Raw genomic sequence first — 16583 nt, forward strand, 5'->3', positions numbered from 1 at the left:
AACCATGAGTACCGTCAAGGCACGCGCGCTCGTGCTGGAGGAGCCGGGCAGCAAACCGGTCCTGGCCGAGATCGACGTCCTGGACCCCGGCCCGGGCGAGGTCCGGATCAAGATCGCCGCCTCCGGCGTGTGCGGCACGGACGGCCACGCGATCGAGGGCACCCATCCGCTGGCCCGGTGGCCGGTGGTGCTGGGCCACGAGGGTGCCGGCGTCGTGGAGAGCGTCGGCGAGGGTGTCACCGACATCGGCGTCGGCGACCATGTGGTCTGCGCCCTCGCCGTCCCGTGCGGGACCTGCCGGCAGTGCCGTCGCGGCCTGGCCGAGCACTGCAACAGTCCGGCGCGCCGCCAGGCGATGTCCGGGGTGATGGCCGACGGGGGGAGCCGCCTGCGCCATGGCGGCGAGCCGGCGTATCCGTTCTTCGGCGTCGGGACGCTCGCGGAGTACACCACGGTCCGCCGGCAGCAGGCGATCCCGATCGACCCCGCCCTGCCGCTCGACGAGTTCTGCCTCGCCGGCTGCGGTGTGATCACCGGTTACGGCGCCGTACTGAACGTCGCGCAGGTACGCCCGGGCGACACGGTGGTGGTCGTCGGTGCCGGCGGGGTGGGGGCCAACGTCATCCAGGCGGCACGCGCGGCCGGGGCCTCGACGATCGTGGCCGTCGACGGCATCCCAGAGAAGCTCGACCTGGCCCGTACGTTCGGGGCGACCCACACCATCGAGGCGTCCCGCGACGTCGCGGCGGAACTGCGCGCGATCGAGCCGGACGGCGCCGACGCCGTCTTCGAGGTGGTGGGCAAACCCGAGCTGCTGAGCATGTGCCTGAGCCTCACCAGGGTCGGCGGCGCGTGTGTCATGGTCGGCATCCCGCCGATGGGCGCGCAGGTCACCTTCGACGCGTTCACCCTGAACGCCAACCGGCGCCTGCTCGGCTGCCGCGGCGGCGCCGTCGTGCCGACGCGTGACATCGACCGTCTGGTGTCCCTGTACCGGGGCGGGGCGTTGAACCTCGCGGGCCTGATCGGCCGGCGCCTCGGCCTCGACGACGTGTTCGAGGCGCTGGACCAGCTCGGCAGGAGCGCCTTCGCCCGAAGCGTGGTGGTGTTCTGATGAGCCATGACGCTGTGGTGATCGTCGGAGGTTCGCTCGCGGGCCTCCACACGGCCGAGGCCCTGCGTGGCGAGAACTGGACCGGCCCGATCGTGGTGGTGGACGCCGACGACGAGCCGCGCTTCGACCGCCCGCCGATGTCCAAGGAGTACCTCGCCGGCACGGTTCCCGACCAGAAGCTGCTGCTCCGCGACCGTGCGCGGCTCGACGGCCTGGGCGCCACCTGGCTGCTGGGGCAGGCCGTCACCGCGGTCGAACCGGCGCGGCGCGTGGTCCGGCTCGCGGACGGCCGCGAGCTGGCCTACGCCGACCTGGTGATCGCGACCGGGGTCTCGCCGATCCTGCCGCGCGCCCTCGCCGTGCCCTCGGCGCACCTCCTGCGCAGGAAGGCCGACGCCGACCGGCTCCGTCAGCACCTTCGCCCGGACAGGTCGCTGATCGTGATCGGCGCCGGCTTCATCGGCCTTGAGGTGGCCGCCACCTTCCGCGCGGCGGGCGCCCGCGTCGACGTCGTCGAGGCGCTCGCGACCCCGCTCCTGCGCCAGGTCGGCCCGCAGGTCGGCGGCGCGCTGCGGCGGATCCACGAGCGCGCGGGGGTCGTCTTCCACCTGGGCCGCCAGGCGACGTCGGTGACCGAGCAGGGCGACGGTGTCGCCGTGACGCTCGACGACGGTGCGCGGCTGACGGCGGACGCCCTGCTGGTGGCGGTCGGTTCGGTCCCGGGCACCGCCTTCCTGGAAGGCTCGGGCCTGGAGGTGGCCGACGGCGTGGTCGCCGACGGCCACCTCCAGGTCGCGCCGTACGTGCACGCCGCCGGCGACGTCGTGCGCTGGCCGCACCCGCTCGCGGGCAGGTCCGTACGGATCGAGCACTGGATGACCGCGATCGAGCAGGCGAAGTACGTCGCCAAGCGGATCGCGGGCACCGGCGGGGACGAGCCGTTCGCCGCGCTGCCCTACTTCTGGTCCGACCAGTACGACCGGAAGCTCCAGGTGCACGGTTTCCCCAGCGCGGACGCGCACCTGGAACTGCTCGACGGCGACCTCGACGCCGACCGGTTCGCCGCGGTGTACCTCGTCGACGGCCGGGCGACCGCGGTCGTCGCCGTCAACCATCCCCGCCAGGTGCTCGCCGGCCGGCGCCGGGTACTCGCCGAACTCGCACTACAGGAGGCACCGTGATGACCGACGCGAACATTCAGGCGTACCCGATGTCACGGGACGCGGGCTGCCCGTTCGCGCCGCCGCCGCAGTACAAGGAGCTGCGCGAGACCAGCCCGGTCACCCGGGTCCGGCTGTACGACGGCCGCGAGGCCTGGATGTTCACCCGATACGAGGACATCCGCGCGGTGCTGTCCCATCCTGCCGTGAGCGCGGAAACCCTCAACCCGGACTTCCCCTTCCTGACGCCGGGCGACAAGGTCTCCAAGCGGGCGCAGTCCTTCCAGCGCTGGGACGACCCCCGGCACGCCACCCGCCGGCGCATGCTCATGCCGCACTTCACCATCAAGCGGGTCGAGGCGATGCGGCCGCGGATCCGCCGGATGATCGACGACATCTACGCCCGGATGATCGAGATCGGCCCGCCCCTGGACCTCGTCGAGCACCTCGCGCTGGCGCTGCCGTCCTCGGTGGCCTGCGAGCTGCTCGGGGTGGACTACGACAACCACGAGTTCTTCGAGTCCCGCTTCGCCGTACGCCTGGACCGCCGGGCCTCGGCGGAGCAGGTGGCGCAGGCGAACGCCGAGGTGATGGCCTTCGTCGAGGACGTCGTCCGGTCCAAGTACGGCACCAACCGCCCCGACCTCATCGGCCAGTTCGTCACCCAGCGCGTCGAGACCGGCGAGGTCACCCACGAGGACGCGGTCACCGACGCGACCCTGCTGCTCCTGGCCGGCCACGAGACCACGGCGAACATGATCGCGCTTGGCACGCTGGCGCTGCTGCGCCACCCCGAACAGCGGGACCGGATCGTCGCCGACCCCGGCCTGGTGCCGAACGCGGTGGAGGAGCTGCTGCGCTTCCTCACCATCTCGCAGTCGATGGGCGTCCGGGTGGCCAAGGAGGACTTCGAGGTCGCGGGCCGGCGGGTCGCCGCCGGGGACGGCCTCATCGTCCCGGTGGCGGCCGGCAACTGGGACGACTCGGCCTTCGAGTGCCCGGAGAAGCTCGACGTGACCCGCGAGGCGCGCGGCCACCTCACCTTCGGGTTCGGCCCGCACGTGTGCCTGGGCCAGCCGCTGGCCCGGATGGAACTGCAAGAGGTGTTCTCCACCCTGTTCCAGCGATTCCCCGGCCTGCGGACCGACATCCCGTTCGAGGAGATTGGCTTCAAGTTCGACGCCGTCTTCTACGGACTCTACGACCTGCCCGTGACCTGGGACGCCGAGGCGGCCCGCGCGGTCGCGGCCGAACAGGAGGCAATGGCATGAAGATCACTGTCGATGAGTCGAGGTGCGTCGCGGCCGGACTGTGCGTGACGACCGAGGAGACCGTCTTCGACCAGGACGAGGCGACCGGGATCGTGTCCCTGCTGACCGACACCCCCGAGCCGCAGGCGCGGGAGGCGGTCCGCGAGGCCGCGCGGATCTGCCCCGCCCTCGCCATCGCCGTCCACGAGGACCCCGCATGACCACCGCAGTAGAGATCGACTTCGACATCCGCGTCGGCATCGCGTTGCCGCCGACGGACCTGCTCGTCGGCGGCGAGTGGCAGCCGGCCGCGGTGGGCGAGCGCTTCGAGGTCATCGACCCGGTGACCGAGCGGGTGATCGCGCACGTGGCCCGCGGCCGGGAGGCCGACGTGCAGCGTGCCGTGGCCGCGGCGCGCGCGGCCGTCGACGGGGGCGCGTGGTCCCGGCTCTCCGGGGTTGAGCGGGGGAGGCTGCTGTTCCGGCTGGCCGACCTCATGGAGCGCGACTTCGCCCAGCTGACCCAGGTCGAGACGCTGGACATCGGGCAGCCCCTGAAGAACCCTTCGGCCGCCATCGCCACGCTCCGCTACTTCGCGGGCTGGGCCGACAAGATCGACGGCCGCCACGTCGTGCTGCCGGACAGCAACGGCAGGCCCACCCACACCTACGTCCGGCGCGAGCCGATCGGCGTGGTCGCCGCGATCACCCCGTGGAACTCGCCGCTGATGACCGGCGCCTGGAAGATCGCGCCCGCGCTGGCCGCCGGCTGCTCGGTCGTCATCAAGCCCCCGGAGGACGCGCCGCTCAGCACGCTGTACCTCGGCGCGCTCGCGCTCGAGGCCGGCTTCCCGCCGGGAGCGATCAACATCGTCCCCGGCCTCGGGACCGAGGCGGGCGCCCCGCTGGTGACCGCGCCCGGGGTCGACAAGGTGACCTTCACCGGCAGCACCGCCGTCGGCCGGCAGATCGGCGCGCAGGCGTCGGGCCTGCTCAAGGCGGTCACCCTCGAACTGGGGGGCAAGTCGCCCCAGGTGGTGTTCGCCGACGCCGACCTCGAGCGGCACATCCCGATGATGGCGCGCCAGTTCTATCTCAACAGCGGTCAGGTCTGCGCCGCCGGGACCCGCCTGCTGGTCGAGCGGCCGGTGCTGGACCAGGTGATCGAGGGCGTCGCCCGGCAGCTGGAACAGGTCAGGGTCGGCGACCCGTTCAAGCCGGACACCCAGATCGGCTCGCTGATCAGCCGCAGGCAGTTCGAGCGGGTCTCCGGCTACATCGACCGGGGCCGCGCCGAGGCCACGCTGGTGACCGGCGGCAACCGGCTCGGCGACACCGGCTTCTTCCTGCAGCCCACGCTCTTCACCGGCACCAACGACATCACCATCGGCCAGGAGGAGATCTTCGGCCCGGTCGGCCTGGTGGTGCCCTTCGACAGCTACGAGGAAGCGATCAGGCTCGCCAACGACACGCCGTACGGCCTGGCGTCGGTCGTCTACACCGCGAACCTCGGTACGGCGCACCGCGCCGCCGCCGACATCAGGGCCGGCCTGGTCCGCGTCAACGGCGGGGCCGGCGTGCCCGCGCCCCAGGTCCCGTTCGGCGGCATGAAGAGCAGCGGCCTCGGCCGCGAGCTCAGCTACGCGGGCATCGAGGCCTGCACGGTCGAGAAGACCGTGAGCCTGGAGCTCTGACAGTACTTACGTCCAAGGAGAAAGATGTTCGACGATCTCACGGGCAAAGTCGCCATCGTGACCGGAGCCGGCCGCGGCATCGGCCTCGCCTACGCCACCGCGCTCGCGGAGTCGGGGATGAAGGTCGTGCTGTCCGACATCCTCGACGAGGAGGGGGAGAAGGCCGCCGCCGAGCTGCGCGGCAAGGGCCACGACGCGATCTACATCCACGCCGACGTCAGCGACCAGGAGTCCGTCCAGGCCCTGGCCAGGCAGACCGCCGAGGCGTTCGACGGGATCGACACGCTGGTCAACAACGCCGGCATCTGGGGCGACCTGGAGTTCGCCTCGGTGTTCGACATCTCCGCCGAGCGCTGGGACCGCTCGTTCGCGGTCAACGTCAAGGGCGTCTTCCAGATGTCGGTCGCCGTCGCGCCGTACATGAAGGGACGGCCGGGCGCCGCGATCATCAACCAGGCCTCGACGGCCCCCTACATCGCGACCCCGCGCACCGCCGACTACAGCGCGGGCAAGGCCGCGGTCATCACGCTCACCAAGACCCTCGCCAAGAGCTTCGGCGACCTGGGCATCCGGGTCAACGCGATCGCGCCCGGCGGGATCGCCACCGAGGCGTCCCTGAACAAGTCGGTCAACCTGTTCGCCGACGAGCAGATCGCTCAGCAGTGCGTCAAGCGCCCCGGCCAGCCGTCCGACCTGATCGGACCCCTGCTGTTCCTGGCGAGCCAGGCGTCCGGCTACATGTCGGGCCAGACCCTCGTAGTCGACGGCGGAAAGACGATGACCGCCTGACCAGGAAGGATCGACGATGACGATCAGTCACGACCGCCTCTACCTCGGAGGCAGGTGGGTCGAGGCTTCTGCCGCGGACCGGATCCCGGTGATCTCGCCGGCCACGGAGCAGGTCATCGCCACGGTGGCGGCGCCGACGCCCGACGAGGCGGACGCCGCCGTCGCCGCGGCCCGGGCGAGCTTCGAGTCCGGTGCCTGGCGACGGACGCCGGTGGCCGAGCGCATCGCCACGATGCGCCGGCTGGCCGACGCGTACGCGGCCCGGGTGCCCGAGCTCGGCCGGACGCTGACCTCGGAGATGGGCGCGGTCATCGGCTGGACCCAGCGCGTCCACGCGGGCGGCTCGGTGCTCCTCATCCAGGCCATGTGCGACGAGGCCGAGCGTTACCCGTGGGAGGAGGAGCGCCTGGGCGGGGCGGCCAGGGTCATCCGTGAGCCCGGCGGCGTGGTCGTGGCCATCCCCCCGTGGAACGTTCCCCAGTCCACCCTGCTCTCCAAGCTGGTCCCCGCGCTCCTCGCGGGCTGCTCGGTCGTCGTCAAACCGTCCCCCGAGACCCCGCTCGACGCGCTGATCCTCGCCGAGCTGATCGACGGCCTCGGGCTGCCCGAGGGAACCGTGAGCATCCTGCCCGCCGGGCGGGAGATCGGGGAGCGGCTGGTCGCCCACCCGCAGGTCGACCACGTCGCCTTCACCGGTTCCACCGCGGCCGGTCGCAGCATCGCCGCCGTCTGCGGGCGCGACCTGAAGCGGGTCACCCTGGAACTCGGCGGCAAGTCGGCGGCGATCGTCCTGGACGACGCGGACCTGGACGCCGTGGCCGCCGGGTTGCGGGCCACCGCGTTCAACATCAGCGGTCAGGCCTGCATCGCCCAGACCCGGGTGCTCGCGCCGCGCAGCCGGTACGGCGAGGTCGTGGACGCGTTGGCGGCGATGGCCGGCAAGCTCACGCTGGGCGACCCGTTCGATCCGGCCACGGATCTCGGGCCGCTGGTGACCTCCGCCCACCGGGACCGGGTGCGCTCCTACGTCCGGCTCGGGGTCGCCGAGGGCGCGCGGGCGGTGGCCGGCGGCCCCGACGCCCCGACCGGCCTGGACCGCGGCTGGTACCTGCGGCCGACGGTCTTCGCCGACGTGGACAACCGGATGCGGATCGCCCGGGAGGAGATCTTCGGACCGGTGCTGTGCGTGATCCCCTACGCCGACGACGCCGACGCGGTCCGCCTGGCCAACGACTCCGAGTACGGCCTGGCCGGCACCGTCTGGACCACCGACGCGGCCCGCGCCGACGCCGTCGCGCGGCAGGTGCGGACCGGCATGATCGGCGTCAACGGGTTCCGGCCGCACTTCTCGCTGCCGTTCGGCGGGGTCAAGGCCTCGGGCATCGGGCGTGAGTTCGGCCGTGAGGGCCTGGACGCGTTCGTCGAGCCCAAGGCGTACTACCACCCGGCCCCGGCATGACGGCGGACCGTCCGCGGCCGGTGCCCACCAGGGAGACCCGCCCCTTCTGGGACGGGCTCGCCGCGTACGAGCTGCGGATCCCGTGGTGCGCCACGTGCGGGCGATACGAGCACCCCGGCGCCGTGGGCTGTCCCCGGTGCCTGGGCGACCTGGAGTGGCGGGCGGTCTCGGGCCGCGCGGCGGTCGTGTCGTGGACGGTGGTCCGGCGGGCGTTCACGCCGGGGTTCACCCCGCCGTACGTCGTGGCGCAGGTGAGCCTGGCGGAGCAGCCCGACCTTTGGTTGGACACCGCCATTGACGCCGATCCGGCGAGCCTGCGGACGGGCCTGCCGGTGGCGGTCGTCTTCCACGATGACCTGCGGGGTTTCTCGGTCTACGGGTTCCGGCCCGTTGACAGGGAGCCGGGGGAATTGGAATCCTGATGTGCGTAAAGCGACCGGATGTTCGTACAGCGAACACATGAGGAGGGGGACATGAAGCTCCAGGCGACCCATGGCGACCTGTTCATCGACGGGCGTCCGGTGGCGACCGACCGGCGGATCGAGGTCCGTGACCCGGGGCGTACCGCCGATGTGGTCGCGACGATCGCCGAAGCCGGTGCCGAGCACGTCGCCGCCGCGGTCGCGGCGGCCACCCTCGCCGGCCCCGGCTGGGCGGCCACACCGCTCCAGGAGCGCCTGAACCTGCTGGCGGACGCCCTCGCCGCGGTACGGGCGAGGATCGACGACCTGGCGCCGATCCTGGCCAGGGAGAACGGCGGCACCCTGTTCGAGTCGACGATGGACCTCTCCCGGGGCGCGGACCTCTTCGACGACTTCCTCGGCCGCGCGCCCGGCGTGCTCGGGGAGCGCACCACCGACAACGGCCAGCACTGGTTGTCCGTGGCACGCCGGCCCGTCGGCGTGTGCGCCCTGATCGTCCCGTGGAACTCGCCGGTCGTCCTCACCGTCTCCAAGCTGGCCCCCGCGCTGATCGCCGGCAACACCGCCGTGGTCAAGCCGTCGATCCTGGCCCCCGTCGTCGTCGCGGAGGTGCTCCGCACCGTCGCCGCGCTGCTCCCGCCGGGGGTCGTCAACGTCGTGCACGGCGACGCCGAGGTCGGCCACGCCCTCGTCGCCCACTCCGGCGTGCGCAAGGTCTCCTTCACCGGCAGCGTGGCGGTCGGCCGCCAGATTATGGCCACGGCGGCCGACGGCGTGAAGCGCGTCAGCCTGGAGCTGGGGGGCAACGACCCCGCCATCCTCCTCGACGACGTGGACTTGGACGCCGCGACCCACCTGCTCGCCCGGGGGATCTACACCCGCGCCGGCCAGATCTGCTTCGCGGTCAAGCGGCTTTACGTCCCCCGCGCACGCCACGACGAGGTGGTCGAGGCGATCGCCTCGGTGGTGGACGGATACCGCGTGGGCCACGGCCTGGACGAGCAGGCCACCTTCGGTCCCCTGATCACCGCCGCCGCCCGCGCACGCGTCGAAGGGCTGCTGGCCCGCGCCCGCGCCGCCGGCGGCGCCGTCCGCGAACTCGGTCGGCCGACGGACTCCGTCGACTGGGACGGCGGCCACTACCTGCTCCCGCACCTGGTGACCGGACTCGACCAGAGCGCCGAGCTGGTCGAGGTCGAGCAGTTCGGCCCGGTCGTCCCGGTGATCGCCTACGACGACGTCGACCAGGCCGTCGCGATGGCCAACGACTCCGACTTCGGACTCTGCTCGTCGGTCTGGAGCGCGGACGTCGACCGGGCCGTCGCGGTGGCCCGCGGGATCGAGGCCGGCGCGACGTTCATCAACAGCCACAACGTCTCGTCGCTCTCCTTCGACATGCCGTTCGGCGGCGTCAAGCACAGCGGCATCGGCAGGGAGCGGACCGAACTCGGCCTGCTCGAGTACGTCGAGGAGCACGCGATCCGGCTGGCCCACTGAGCCGGCAAACCATCGCTGAGAGGACGCCCATGCAGAACTTCGAGCAGGAGCTCGCCACCCTGCGAGCCCAGATCAAGGCGCAGCGTACGCCGCTGCCGCGCCCGGTGGACAACCCCGACCTGGTGGTGCGCGAGAAGGACCTCATCTGGTACGAACCGGCCGACAACCCGGCCCGCCTGGCCCCCGTGCTCGGCACCCCCATCAAGGCGTTCGAGCTCTTCCTCCAGGAGTTCGTCCCGGGCGGTTCGTCCGACATGCAGCGGCACCACCACGAGGCCGTGCACTACGTGCTGGCGGGGCAGGGCTACAGCGAGATCGGAGACCGCCGTTACGACTGGGCTCAGGGCGACTTCGTCTGCGTGCCGCCGATGATGTGGCACCGCCACTACAACGGTAGCGAGACCGCGCCCGTCCGCATGCTCATCATCGAGAACTCCAAGATTCTGGAGGCGCTCGGCATGAACTTCCGCGACTCGGCCGGCCTGCTGAGCTGGGACGAGTTGCAGAAGAAGCGGCAGGGCGAGGCCTGATGGGCGCCCTGCGGCTGACCGCCGACGCCGTGCGCGGCGTCTTCGCCATCATGCCCACGCCGGCCCTCGACGGCGCCGACGACCCGGCCATGGCCGACACCCTGGACCGCGCCGAGACCGAGCGGGCCGTCAACGCCCTGATCGCCGACGGCGTGCACGCGATCATGAGCACCGGCACGTTCGGGGAGTGCGCCACCCTCACCTGGGCGGAACTCCGCGACTTCGCCGAGATCCTCGTCTCCACCGCCGCCGGCCGCGTCCCCGTCCTGGTGGGCGCGACCACCCTCAACACGCGCGACACGATCGCCAGGGCCAGGGCGCTGCGCGACCTCGGCGTCGACGGCCTGCTGCTCGGCCGCCCGATGTGGGCCCAGTGCGACGAGGAGAACCTCGTCGCCTACTACCGCGCCGTCGCCGAGGCCGTCCCCGAGCTCGGCATCATGGTCTACGACAACCCCGAGGCGTTCAAGGGCAAGATCAGCACCGAGGCGTACGCCGCGCTCGCCGGGATCCCCCAGGTCGTGGCCGCGAAGTACCCCGTCTTCGGCCCCCAGTTCGAGGCCGACCTCAACGCGGTGGCCGGACGCGTCCGCCTGCTCCCGGTGGACCGCGACTGGTGCACGGCTTACGAGCTCGGCCCCACGGACGTGGTGGCGTGCTGGAGCGGATCTGCCTCGTGCGGGCCGCTCCCGCACGTCGAGCTCAGCCGGCGGTTGCTCGGCGGTGACGTCGCCGGGGCCCGCGCCATCGCCGGGGAACTCGGCGCCGCCTCGGCCGGGTTCTTCCCCGAGGGCTCCTTCGCGCTGTTCTCCCGCTACAACATCCAGCTGGAGAAGATTCGCATCAACGCCGCCGGTTACATCAAGGCCGGGCCGTGCCGTCCCCCGTACGTGCACTGCCCGGAGGAGTACGCCGCGGGAGCGCGTGCGTCGGCGCGGCGCTTCGCCGAACTCGACGCTGCCTACCGGGCCAGGGTGCCCGCCGCGGCGAGGGGACAGCGGTGAACGCCGCGTCCGAGTGGCTGGACAAGCTCGTCATCGCCGAACTCGCCCAGACCGAGCGCGTCGCCAGGGACACCCGGCGGTGGGACCTCATGGCCGACTGCTATCACCCCGATTCGCGGGTCTTCCTGTCCTGGTTCGACGGCACCGCCGCCGAGTTCATCGCCGCGTCCAAGGCGATGGGCGAGGAGCCGGGGGGCCACGCGATCCACTCCCTCGGTCCCACGCTCGTCCGGGTCGCGGGGGACAGGGCGCTGGCCGACACCCCGTGCGCCATCCTGTTCCGCCGCGTCTTCGCCGGTGTCGAGTGCGACATGACGTCCTACTGCCGCCACTACTCACGGGTGGAACGGGTCGAAGGCCGCTGGCGGCTGCGCTCGTTCGTCGGCGTCTACGAAAAGAACACCCTGGCCCCCGTCGTGCCAGGGCAGGTGCCCGCCATCGACACCGCCAAACTCGCCACCTTCCGCGCCAGCTACGCGTTCCAGGCGTACTTCCGTGCCCAGCAGGGCAAGCCCGTCAACGACGACCGGCCCGGCCTCGACCGGCCTGACCTCGTCGAGCGCTTCCACGACGCCGAGGACCGGTGGCTCGCCGGCGCCGACGTCCCGCTGGGAGTCGGGGAACCATGACCGACCTGGTGGTCGCCGGTGGCGGGCTGGCCGGTCACGCAGCGGCGCTGGCGGCGGCGGAACTGGGCGCGGACGTCGTCCTGCTGGAGAAGACGGAGCACTTCGGCGGCTCATCGGCCATGGCCGGGGGCGGTCTCGTCTTCGCCGGAACCGAACTGCAGCGACGCGAGGGGGTGGACGACTCTCCCGAGCGGCTCCGGGCGGCGCTCGCCGAGGCAGGCAGGGGCAGGAGCGATCCGGCGCTGCTGGACGCCTACGTGGACACCCAGCTCGCGGTCCACGACTGGCTCCGCGCACTGGGCGCGGAGTTCTCGCTCACCGGGCAGCCGGTACGGCGGCTGCACACGATGCCCTCGGGCGCGCTCGTCGGCCTCCTGAACAGCAGGGCGCTCGACCACCCCTCGGTCGACTACCGCACACGTTCGCGGGTGGTGTCGCTGCTCCACACGTCCGACGGCGTGACCGGCGTCGTCGTGGACGGCGGCAGGCGGATCACGGCGCGGTACGGGGTGGTGCTGGCCTCGGGCGGGTTCTCCCGCAACCCGGAGCTGGTGGCGCGGTTCGCCCCGCAGTGCGCCCAGGCCGTCGCGATGGGCGGCGCCGGCAACGACGGGGACGGCCTGCTGCTGGCCCTGGCCGCGGGTGGCGCCCTGGCCGGGATGGAGTTCGTCGAGGCGTCGTTCGGCGCGTCGGCGGCCGAGGGCGTCGAGCCCCGGCTCCTGTACGCGCAGTCCGACGGCGCGGTGGTCGTCAACACGCTCGGGCGGCGGTTCGCCGACGAGGGCGCCGATATCAAGACTCTCGGCAGGGCGGTGGCCGAGCAGCCGGGGGCACTCGCCTTCCAGGTCTTCGACCAGGCGGTGATGGCGAAGTCCCGGCCGACGCCCAAACCCCGCGACTTCGCCGCGGCGGCCCGCGACGGCCTCCTCGTCCAGGCGCCCACTCTCCCGGAACTCGCGGCCCGGATGGGGGTGCCCGCCGACGCGCTCGCCGAGTCCGCGCGCGAGCTCTCCCGGCCGCCCTATTACAGCTACGCCTGCAAAGCAGGCCTGACCTCGACCTACGGCGGCCTCCGAGTGGACGGCACCATGCGCGTGCTGGACGCCGAGGGCGCGCCGATCCACGGGCTGCGTGCCGCGGGCGAGCTCGTCGGCGGATTCCACGGAGCGGGCTACCTGATCGGCAGCGCGCTCGGGAAGGCCGCCGTCTTCGGCTACCTCGCCGGCCGCGGCGCCGTGCCGGCCGCCGGTGAGGCGGCGCGGAACGTACCGGTGTCCTGATGCCCGGCCGCTCCGTCAACCGCACCCCATCCTTTGTCCGCTTAATGAGAACCAGGTGATGACAGTGGCAGGAGACCCCATTCAGATAGTCGTGGTCGGCGGCGGCATCGGCGGGCTGGCAGCCGCCAACGCGCTCCTGCATCGCGGCATGGACGTCCACGTTTACGAACAGGCACCCGAACTGGGGGAGATCGGCGCCGGTGTGTTGATCACCCCCAACAGCCTGCGCCTGCTTGACCGCTTCGGGATCGGTGACGCGATCGCCGCGGTGGGCGCGACCGTCGGCGAGGGCTCGCGGTACTACCGGGAGGACGGCGCGACCGTGGCCCCGATCCTGACCGTGGACTCCAGCGGGTGGAACGGCATGTTCGGCGTGCACCGCGCCGACCTGGTCGGCGTGCTGGCCGACGCGCTCCCCGCCGACCGCGTGCACACCGGCCACCGGGCGGTCTCCTTCGCCCAGGACGAGCGGACGGCCGTCGTCGGCTTCGACAACGGCGCCGAGGTGCGGGCCGACGCGGTCATCGCGGCCGACGGCATCCACTCGGTCCTGCAGAGGTACGTGGTCGAGCCCTCCGCGCCGGTCGATTCCGGCTCGGTCGCCTACCGCGGTCTGGTGCCCGCCGAACGCGTGCCATGGTGGCCGAAGGGCGTCTCCCAGCTGTGGATGGGCGAGCAGCGGCACTTCCTGGTCTATCCGGTCCGCCGCGGCACCCTGATCAACTACGTCGGCTTCGTCCCTTCGCACCAGCAGACCGTCGAGTCGTGGACCGCCGAGGGCGACGTCCAGACGCTCCGCGCCGAGTTCGCGACCTGGGACAGCCCCGTCCCGCGCCTGCTGGCCGAGGTGGAGAAGACCCACTGGTGGGGCCTGTACGACCGGGACCCGCTCGCCACCTGGACGCGGGGCCGGCTCACCCTGCTCGGTGACGCCGCCCACCCGATGCTGCCCCACCTCGGGCAGGGCGCGAACCAGTCCATCGAGGACGCGGTCGCCCTCTCGGTCTTCCTGGCCGACGCCACCGCCGAGGACGTGCCCGAGGCCCTGCGCCACTACGAGGACCTGCGCCGTGGCCGTACCACCGAGGTCCAGCTCGGCGCGCGGGCGAACGGCCGCCGCTACGACTCGCACTTCCAGGACCTGGCCGAGCGCGACGCCGAGATCGCGGGCTCGGTGCGGTTCCGTTCCTGGCTTTACGACTACGACGCCGAGGCCGCCGCCCTGGAGGCGCTGGCGGTCCGCTGACCCCCTAGACGAAGAGAGACCCATGACATCCGAGACGCACCGGGCTTTCATCTGCCTGTCGCACAGCCCGTTCATGGCGCTGCCGGAACGGAGCGACGCCGGTTACGAGTACCGGGCCGCTGTGGAGGAGACCAAGAAGTTCATCCTCGACTTCGGGCCTGATCTGGTCGTGATGTTCGCCCCCGACCACATGAACCTGCTCAACCAGGTCCGGCCGCCGTTCACCGGGATCCTCTCGGGCGAGACCCTGCCGGAGTTCGGGATACCGAGGCTGGAGCTGAACATCCATCCGGTCGCGGAGACCCTGTTCCAGGACCTGGTGACGATGGACGTCGACCTGGCGGTCGGCGAGGAGGTCGCCATCGACCACGGTCTCGGCCTGACCCTGCTGCAGCTCTTCGACGAGCCGGGGGAGGTGCCGCTCGTGCCGATCATCGTCAACGCGATCGGCTACCCGCTCTTCCCCGTCGCCCGGGCCCGCCGGGTGGGGGAGCAGGTCGGCCGCGCGCTCCAGTCGTACGAAGGAAAGGCGCTGTTCATCGGCACCGGCGGCTTGAGCCACAACCCGCCGTTCCCGGCACCCGCCCCCGGCGTCCGCCGGTTCACCCCGCAGGAGCGTGCCGAGTCGCTGACGACGGCGCTGGACTATCTCGATCCGGTGTGGGACCGGGAACTGCTCGCCAGGATGGCCGACGGTGACGCCGACTGCTTCAGCGGCCTGTCCCAGGCGGAGCTCGACGTCCGTGGCGGCGGCGCCAACGAGGTGCGCACCTGGGCCGCCGCCTGGGCCGCCGGTGGCTCGCCGCCCGCGACGTTCACCAGCTACGAGCTCGTCGAACCGTGGATCACCGGCATGGGCGTCGCGTTCGGGACCACGCCGGTCCACCCGTGAGCGACCCGCCTGACGGTGACGCTCATCCGCTGCGCTGGCGGGTCCTGCGGGTCAGCCTGGTCATCGCCTTCGTCTCGCTGCTCGACGTCACCTTGGTCAATGTGGCGGTCCCGTCGATGCGTTCCGCCCTGGCCACGGACGCCGCCGCGATCCAGTGGGTGGTGTCCGGGTACTCCCTGGCGTACGGGCTCCTGCTGGTCGCCGGTGGCGCCCTGGGTGACGCCTTCGGCCGGCGGCCGATCCTGCTGACCGGCCTGGCCGGGTACGTCGTGGCCAGTGCGGCCGTGGGCTTCGCGCCGACGATCGGCTGGCTGATCGTGGCCAGGCTGGTGCAGGGCGCCTGCGTCGGCGTCCTGACTCCCCAGGCCGCCGCGCTCATCCAGCAGTTCTTCGCCGGGGAGGAGCGGGGGCGCGCGTTCGGTTTCTACGGGCTGACCGCGGCGGTGTCGTCCATCGTCGGGCCCCTCCTGTCCGGATCGGTGATCGCGTTCGCGGGCGCCGAGCACGGCTGGCGATGGCTCTTTCTGATCAACGTGCCCATGGGGCTGGCGGCGCTCGTGGCGGTCCTGCGCCTGGTGCCGCGCAAACCGGCGGAACTGCGCCGGCGGGTGCGGATCGACCTGCCCGGCATGATCCTGCTGGGGCTGACCGTGCTGGCGTTGCTGTACCCGATCGTCACGGTCGGGGACGGCCCGCGTGCCGGCCTGTTCCTGCTCGTCGTCGTGCCCTTGCTCGCTTTCGCCTTCGTCCGGTGGGAGCGCAGGACGTCGCGCCGTGGCAGGCTCCCGCTGCTCGACGTCGCGTTCCTGCGCACGCTGCCCGGCTACGCGAGCGGGCTGGGCGTGGGCACCCTCTACTTCGGCGGTTTCGCCGGCCTGCTCCTGGTCCTGTCGGTCTACCTGCAGGAGGGACGCGGCGTCACCGCCCTCGTCGCGGGGCTGCTGCTCACCTCCTTCGCCCTGGGCTCGGCGATCAGCGCCCCCTTGACCGGGCGTCTGGTCTCCCGGCTCCGACATCGGGTCGTGCTGATGGCACTGTCGGTGATGATGACGGGCGTCGCCCTCGTCGCGGTGCTGGTCCCCGGGCGACCGCCGGACGCCCTGTGGTGGCTGCTGCCGCCGGCCCTGCTCGTCAGCGGGCTGGGCAGCGGCGCCGTGACCTCGCCCAACTTCACCCTGTCGCTGGAGGGCGTGCCCCGGGGGATGAGCGGGGTGGCCGGTGGGGCGTTGCAGACCGGCAACAGGATCGGCGCCTCCGTCGGCGCCGCGCTGGTGATGACCGTCTACGGCGTCGCGCTGCGGGAGGCCGGGAACTCCGCCGCCGCGCTGCGCGCGGCACTGGTGGCGTCCCTGGTCGTCGTGGGGCTGGCGCTGCTGATCGCGGTCTGGGGAGCGAGGTCGGACCGGGTGCGCGCGCCGGGGGGACGAATTCGGTCCGACCGTTGACTTGGCGCTAAATGCTCGTTAATTTCTCTTAAAACGAACTTGTGATCGCACAGCGAACACATCAAGGGTGCCGGACCGACGTCGGCGAGGGGACGCGGTCCCTCGTCACAGCTGAGACGTCTCAGAGTGACTGGTCGCCGCTGGTTGTCGGTGAGAGCCGAGGGCGCGGTGAA

Annotated in this window: 16 protein-coding genes; all 16 read left to right on the plus strand. The window is 72.1% G+C overall.

Translation table 11 applies throughout. The features are described from left to right. The first annotated feature begins 4 nt into the window (after nt 1–4). Genes KIP79_RS00305 through KIP79_RS00380 form a run of 16 tightly spaced genes read left to right on the plus strand, consistent with a single transcriptional unit; the run spans nt 5 to nt 16410 of the window. Nucleotides 5–1114, plus strand: a complete 1110-nt coding sequence (locus KIP79_RS00305; RefSeq protein WP_214102609.1) for a zinc-binding dehydrogenase — start codon at nt 5–7, stop codon at nt 1112–1114. Then, on the plus strand, nt 1114–2295 hold the full coding sequence (locus KIP79_RS00310; RefSeq protein ID WP_214102610.1) for an NAD(P)/FAD-dependent oxidoreductase: 1182 nt from the start codon (nt 1114–1116) through the stop codon (nt 2293–2295). Before KIP79_RS00305 ends, KIP79_RS00310 begins: the two co-directional genes overlap by 1 nt. Then, nucleotides 2295–3545 (plus strand): cytochrome P450, encoded by a 1251-nt coding sequence (locus tag KIP79_RS00315; protein WP_214102611.1) that lies wholly within the window; start codon nt 2295–2297, stop codon nt 3543–3545. The genes KIP79_RS00310 and KIP79_RS00315 overlap by 1 nt, the downstream gene beginning before the upstream one ends. After that, a complete protein-coding gene (locus KIP79_RS00320; RefSeq protein WP_214102612.1) occupies nt 3542–3745 on the plus strand; it encodes a ferredoxin in 204 nt (67 codons plus the stop codon). The genes KIP79_RS00315 and KIP79_RS00320 overlap by 4 nt, the downstream gene beginning before the upstream one ends. Continuing rightward, on the plus strand, nt 3742–5217 hold the full coding sequence (locus tag KIP79_RS00325; protein WP_214102613.1) for an aldehyde dehydrogenase family protein: 1476 nt from the start codon (nt 3742–3744) through the stop codon (nt 5215–5217). The genes KIP79_RS00320 and KIP79_RS00325 overlap by 4 nt, the downstream gene beginning before the upstream one ends. A 24-nt stretch (nt 5218–5241) precedes the next feature. Next, complete coding sequence (locus tag KIP79_RS00330; protein ID WP_214102614.1) at nt 5242–6006, plus strand: SDR family NAD(P)-dependent oxidoreductase; 765 nt, start codon at nt 5242–5244, stop codon at nt 6004–6006. A gap of 16 nt (nt 6007–6022) precedes the next feature. Next, the gene (locus KIP79_RS00335; protein ID WP_214102615.1) at nt 6023–7465 is read left to right on the plus strand and encodes an aldehyde dehydrogenase; all 1443 of its coding nucleotides are present in this window, start codon (nt 6023–6025) and stop codon (nt 7463–7465) included. Beyond that, nucleotides 7462–7887 (plus strand): Zn-ribbon domain-containing OB-fold protein, encoded by a 426-nt coding sequence (locus tag KIP79_RS00340; protein WP_214102616.1) that lies wholly within the window; start codon nt 7462–7464, stop codon nt 7885–7887. The genes KIP79_RS00335 and KIP79_RS00340 overlap by 4 nt, the downstream gene beginning before the upstream one ends. 51 nt (nt 7888–7938) lie before the next feature. After that, nucleotides 7939–9384 (plus strand): aldehyde dehydrogenase family protein, encoded by a 1446-nt coding sequence (locus KIP79_RS00345; protein WP_214102617.1) that lies wholly within the window; start codon nt 7939–7941, stop codon nt 9382–9384. A gap of 29 nt (nt 9385–9413) precedes the next feature. Further along, complete coding sequence (locus KIP79_RS00350; RefSeq protein ID WP_214102618.1) at nt 9414–9914, plus strand: cupin domain-containing protein; 501 nt, start codon at nt 9414–9416, stop codon at nt 9912–9914. Then, nucleotides 9914–10918, plus strand: a complete 1005-nt coding sequence (locus KIP79_RS00355; protein WP_214102619.1) for a dihydrodipicolinate synthase family protein — start codon at nt 9914–9916, stop codon at nt 10916–10918. Before KIP79_RS00350 ends, KIP79_RS00355 begins: the two co-directional genes overlap by 1 nt. Further along, the gene (locus KIP79_RS00360; protein ID WP_214102620.1) at nt 10915–11547 is read left to right on the plus strand and encodes a nuclear transport factor 2 family protein; all 633 of its coding nucleotides are present in this window, start codon (nt 10915–10917) and stop codon (nt 11545–11547) included. Before KIP79_RS00355 ends, KIP79_RS00360 begins: the two co-directional genes overlap by 4 nt. Then, the gene (locus KIP79_RS00365; protein ID WP_214102621.1) at nt 11544–12827 is read left to right on the plus strand and encodes an FAD-dependent oxidoreductase; all 1284 of its coding nucleotides are present in this window, start codon (nt 11544–11546) and stop codon (nt 12825–12827) included. The genes KIP79_RS00360 and KIP79_RS00365 overlap by 4 nt, the downstream gene beginning before the upstream one ends. Before the next feature lie 58 nt (nt 12828–12885). Next, nucleotides 12886–14073, plus strand: coding sequence for an FAD-dependent monooxygenase (locus KIP79_RS00370; protein WP_214102622.1), 1188 nt, complete (start codon nt 12886–12888; stop codon nt 14071–14073). Between the two features lie 22 nt (nt 14074–14095). Beyond that, complete coding sequence (locus tag KIP79_RS00375) at nt 14096–14965, plus strand: DODA-type extradiol aromatic ring-opening family dioxygenase (RefSeq protein ID WP_214102623.1); 870 nt, start codon at nt 14096–14098, stop codon at nt 14963–14965. Next, nucleotides 14962–16410 (plus strand): MFS transporter, encoded by a 1449-nt coding sequence (locus KIP79_RS00380; RefSeq protein WP_214102624.1) that lies wholly within the window; start codon nt 14962–14964, stop codon nt 16408–16410. The genes KIP79_RS00375 and KIP79_RS00380 overlap by 4 nt, the downstream gene beginning before the upstream one ends. The last annotated feature ends 173 nt before the right edge of the window (nt 16411–16583 follow it).

Origin of the sequence: Acrocarpospora catenulata (assembly GCF_018476525.1) — a bacterium.
In the GTDB taxonomy this organism is placed as follows: domain Bacteria; phylum Actinomycetota; class Actinomycetes; order Streptosporangiales; family Streptosporangiaceae; genus Acrocarpospora; species Acrocarpospora catenulata.

Coding starts and splice junctions, on each gene's coding strand:
- KIP79_RS00320 (WP_214102612.1), top strand. CDS start 3,542: ATGAAGATCACTGTCGATGAGTCGAGGTGCGTCGCGGCCGGACTGTGC.
- KIP79_RS00330 (WP_214102614.1), top strand. CDS start 5,242: ATGTTCGACGATCTCACGGGCAAAGTCGCCATCGTGACCGGAGCCGGC.
- KIP79_RS00345 (WP_214102617.1), top strand. CDS start 7,939: ATGAAGCTCCAGGCGACCCATGGCGACCTGTTCATCGACGGGCGTCCG.
- KIP79_RS00315 (WP_214102611.1), top strand. CDS start 2,295: ATGACCGACGCGAACATTCAGGCGTACCCGATGTCACGGGACGCGGGC.
- KIP79_RS00370 (WP_214102622.1), top strand. CDS start 12,886: ATGACAGTGGCAGGAGACCCCATTCAGATAGTCGTGGTCGGCGGCGGC.
- KIP79_RS00355 (WP_214102619.1), top strand. CDS start 9,914: ATGGGCGCCCTGCGGCTGACCGCCGACGCCGTGCGCGGCGTCTTCGCC.
- KIP79_RS00365 (WP_214102621.1), top strand. CDS start 11,544: ATGACCGACCTGGTGGTCGCCGGTGGCGGGCTGGCCGGTCACGCAGCG.
- KIP79_RS00305 (WP_214102609.1), top strand. CDS start 5: ATGAGTACCGTCAAGGCACGCGCGCTCGTGCTGGAGGAGCCGGGCAGC.
- KIP79_RS00350 (WP_214102618.1), top strand. CDS start 9,414: ATGCAGAACTTCGAGCAGGAGCTCGCCACCCTGCGAGCCCAGATCAAG.
- KIP79_RS00340 (WP_214102616.1), top strand. CDS start 7,462: ATGACGGCGGACCGTCCGCGGCCGGTGCCCACCAGGGAGACCCGCCCC.
- KIP79_RS00335 (WP_214102615.1), top strand. CDS start 6,023: ATGACGATCAGTCACGACCGCCTCTACCTCGGAGGCAGGTGGGTCGAG.
- KIP79_RS00375 (WP_214102623.1), top strand. CDS start 14,096: ATGACATCCGAGACGCACCGGGCTTTCATCTGCCTGTCGCACAGCCCG.
- KIP79_RS00325 (WP_214102613.1), top strand. CDS start 3,742: ATGACCACCGCAGTAGAGATCGACTTCGACATCCGCGTCGGCATCGCG.
- KIP79_RS00310 (WP_214102610.1), top strand. CDS start 1,114: ATGAGCCATGACGCTGTGGTGATCGTCGGAGGTTCGCTCGCGGGCCTC.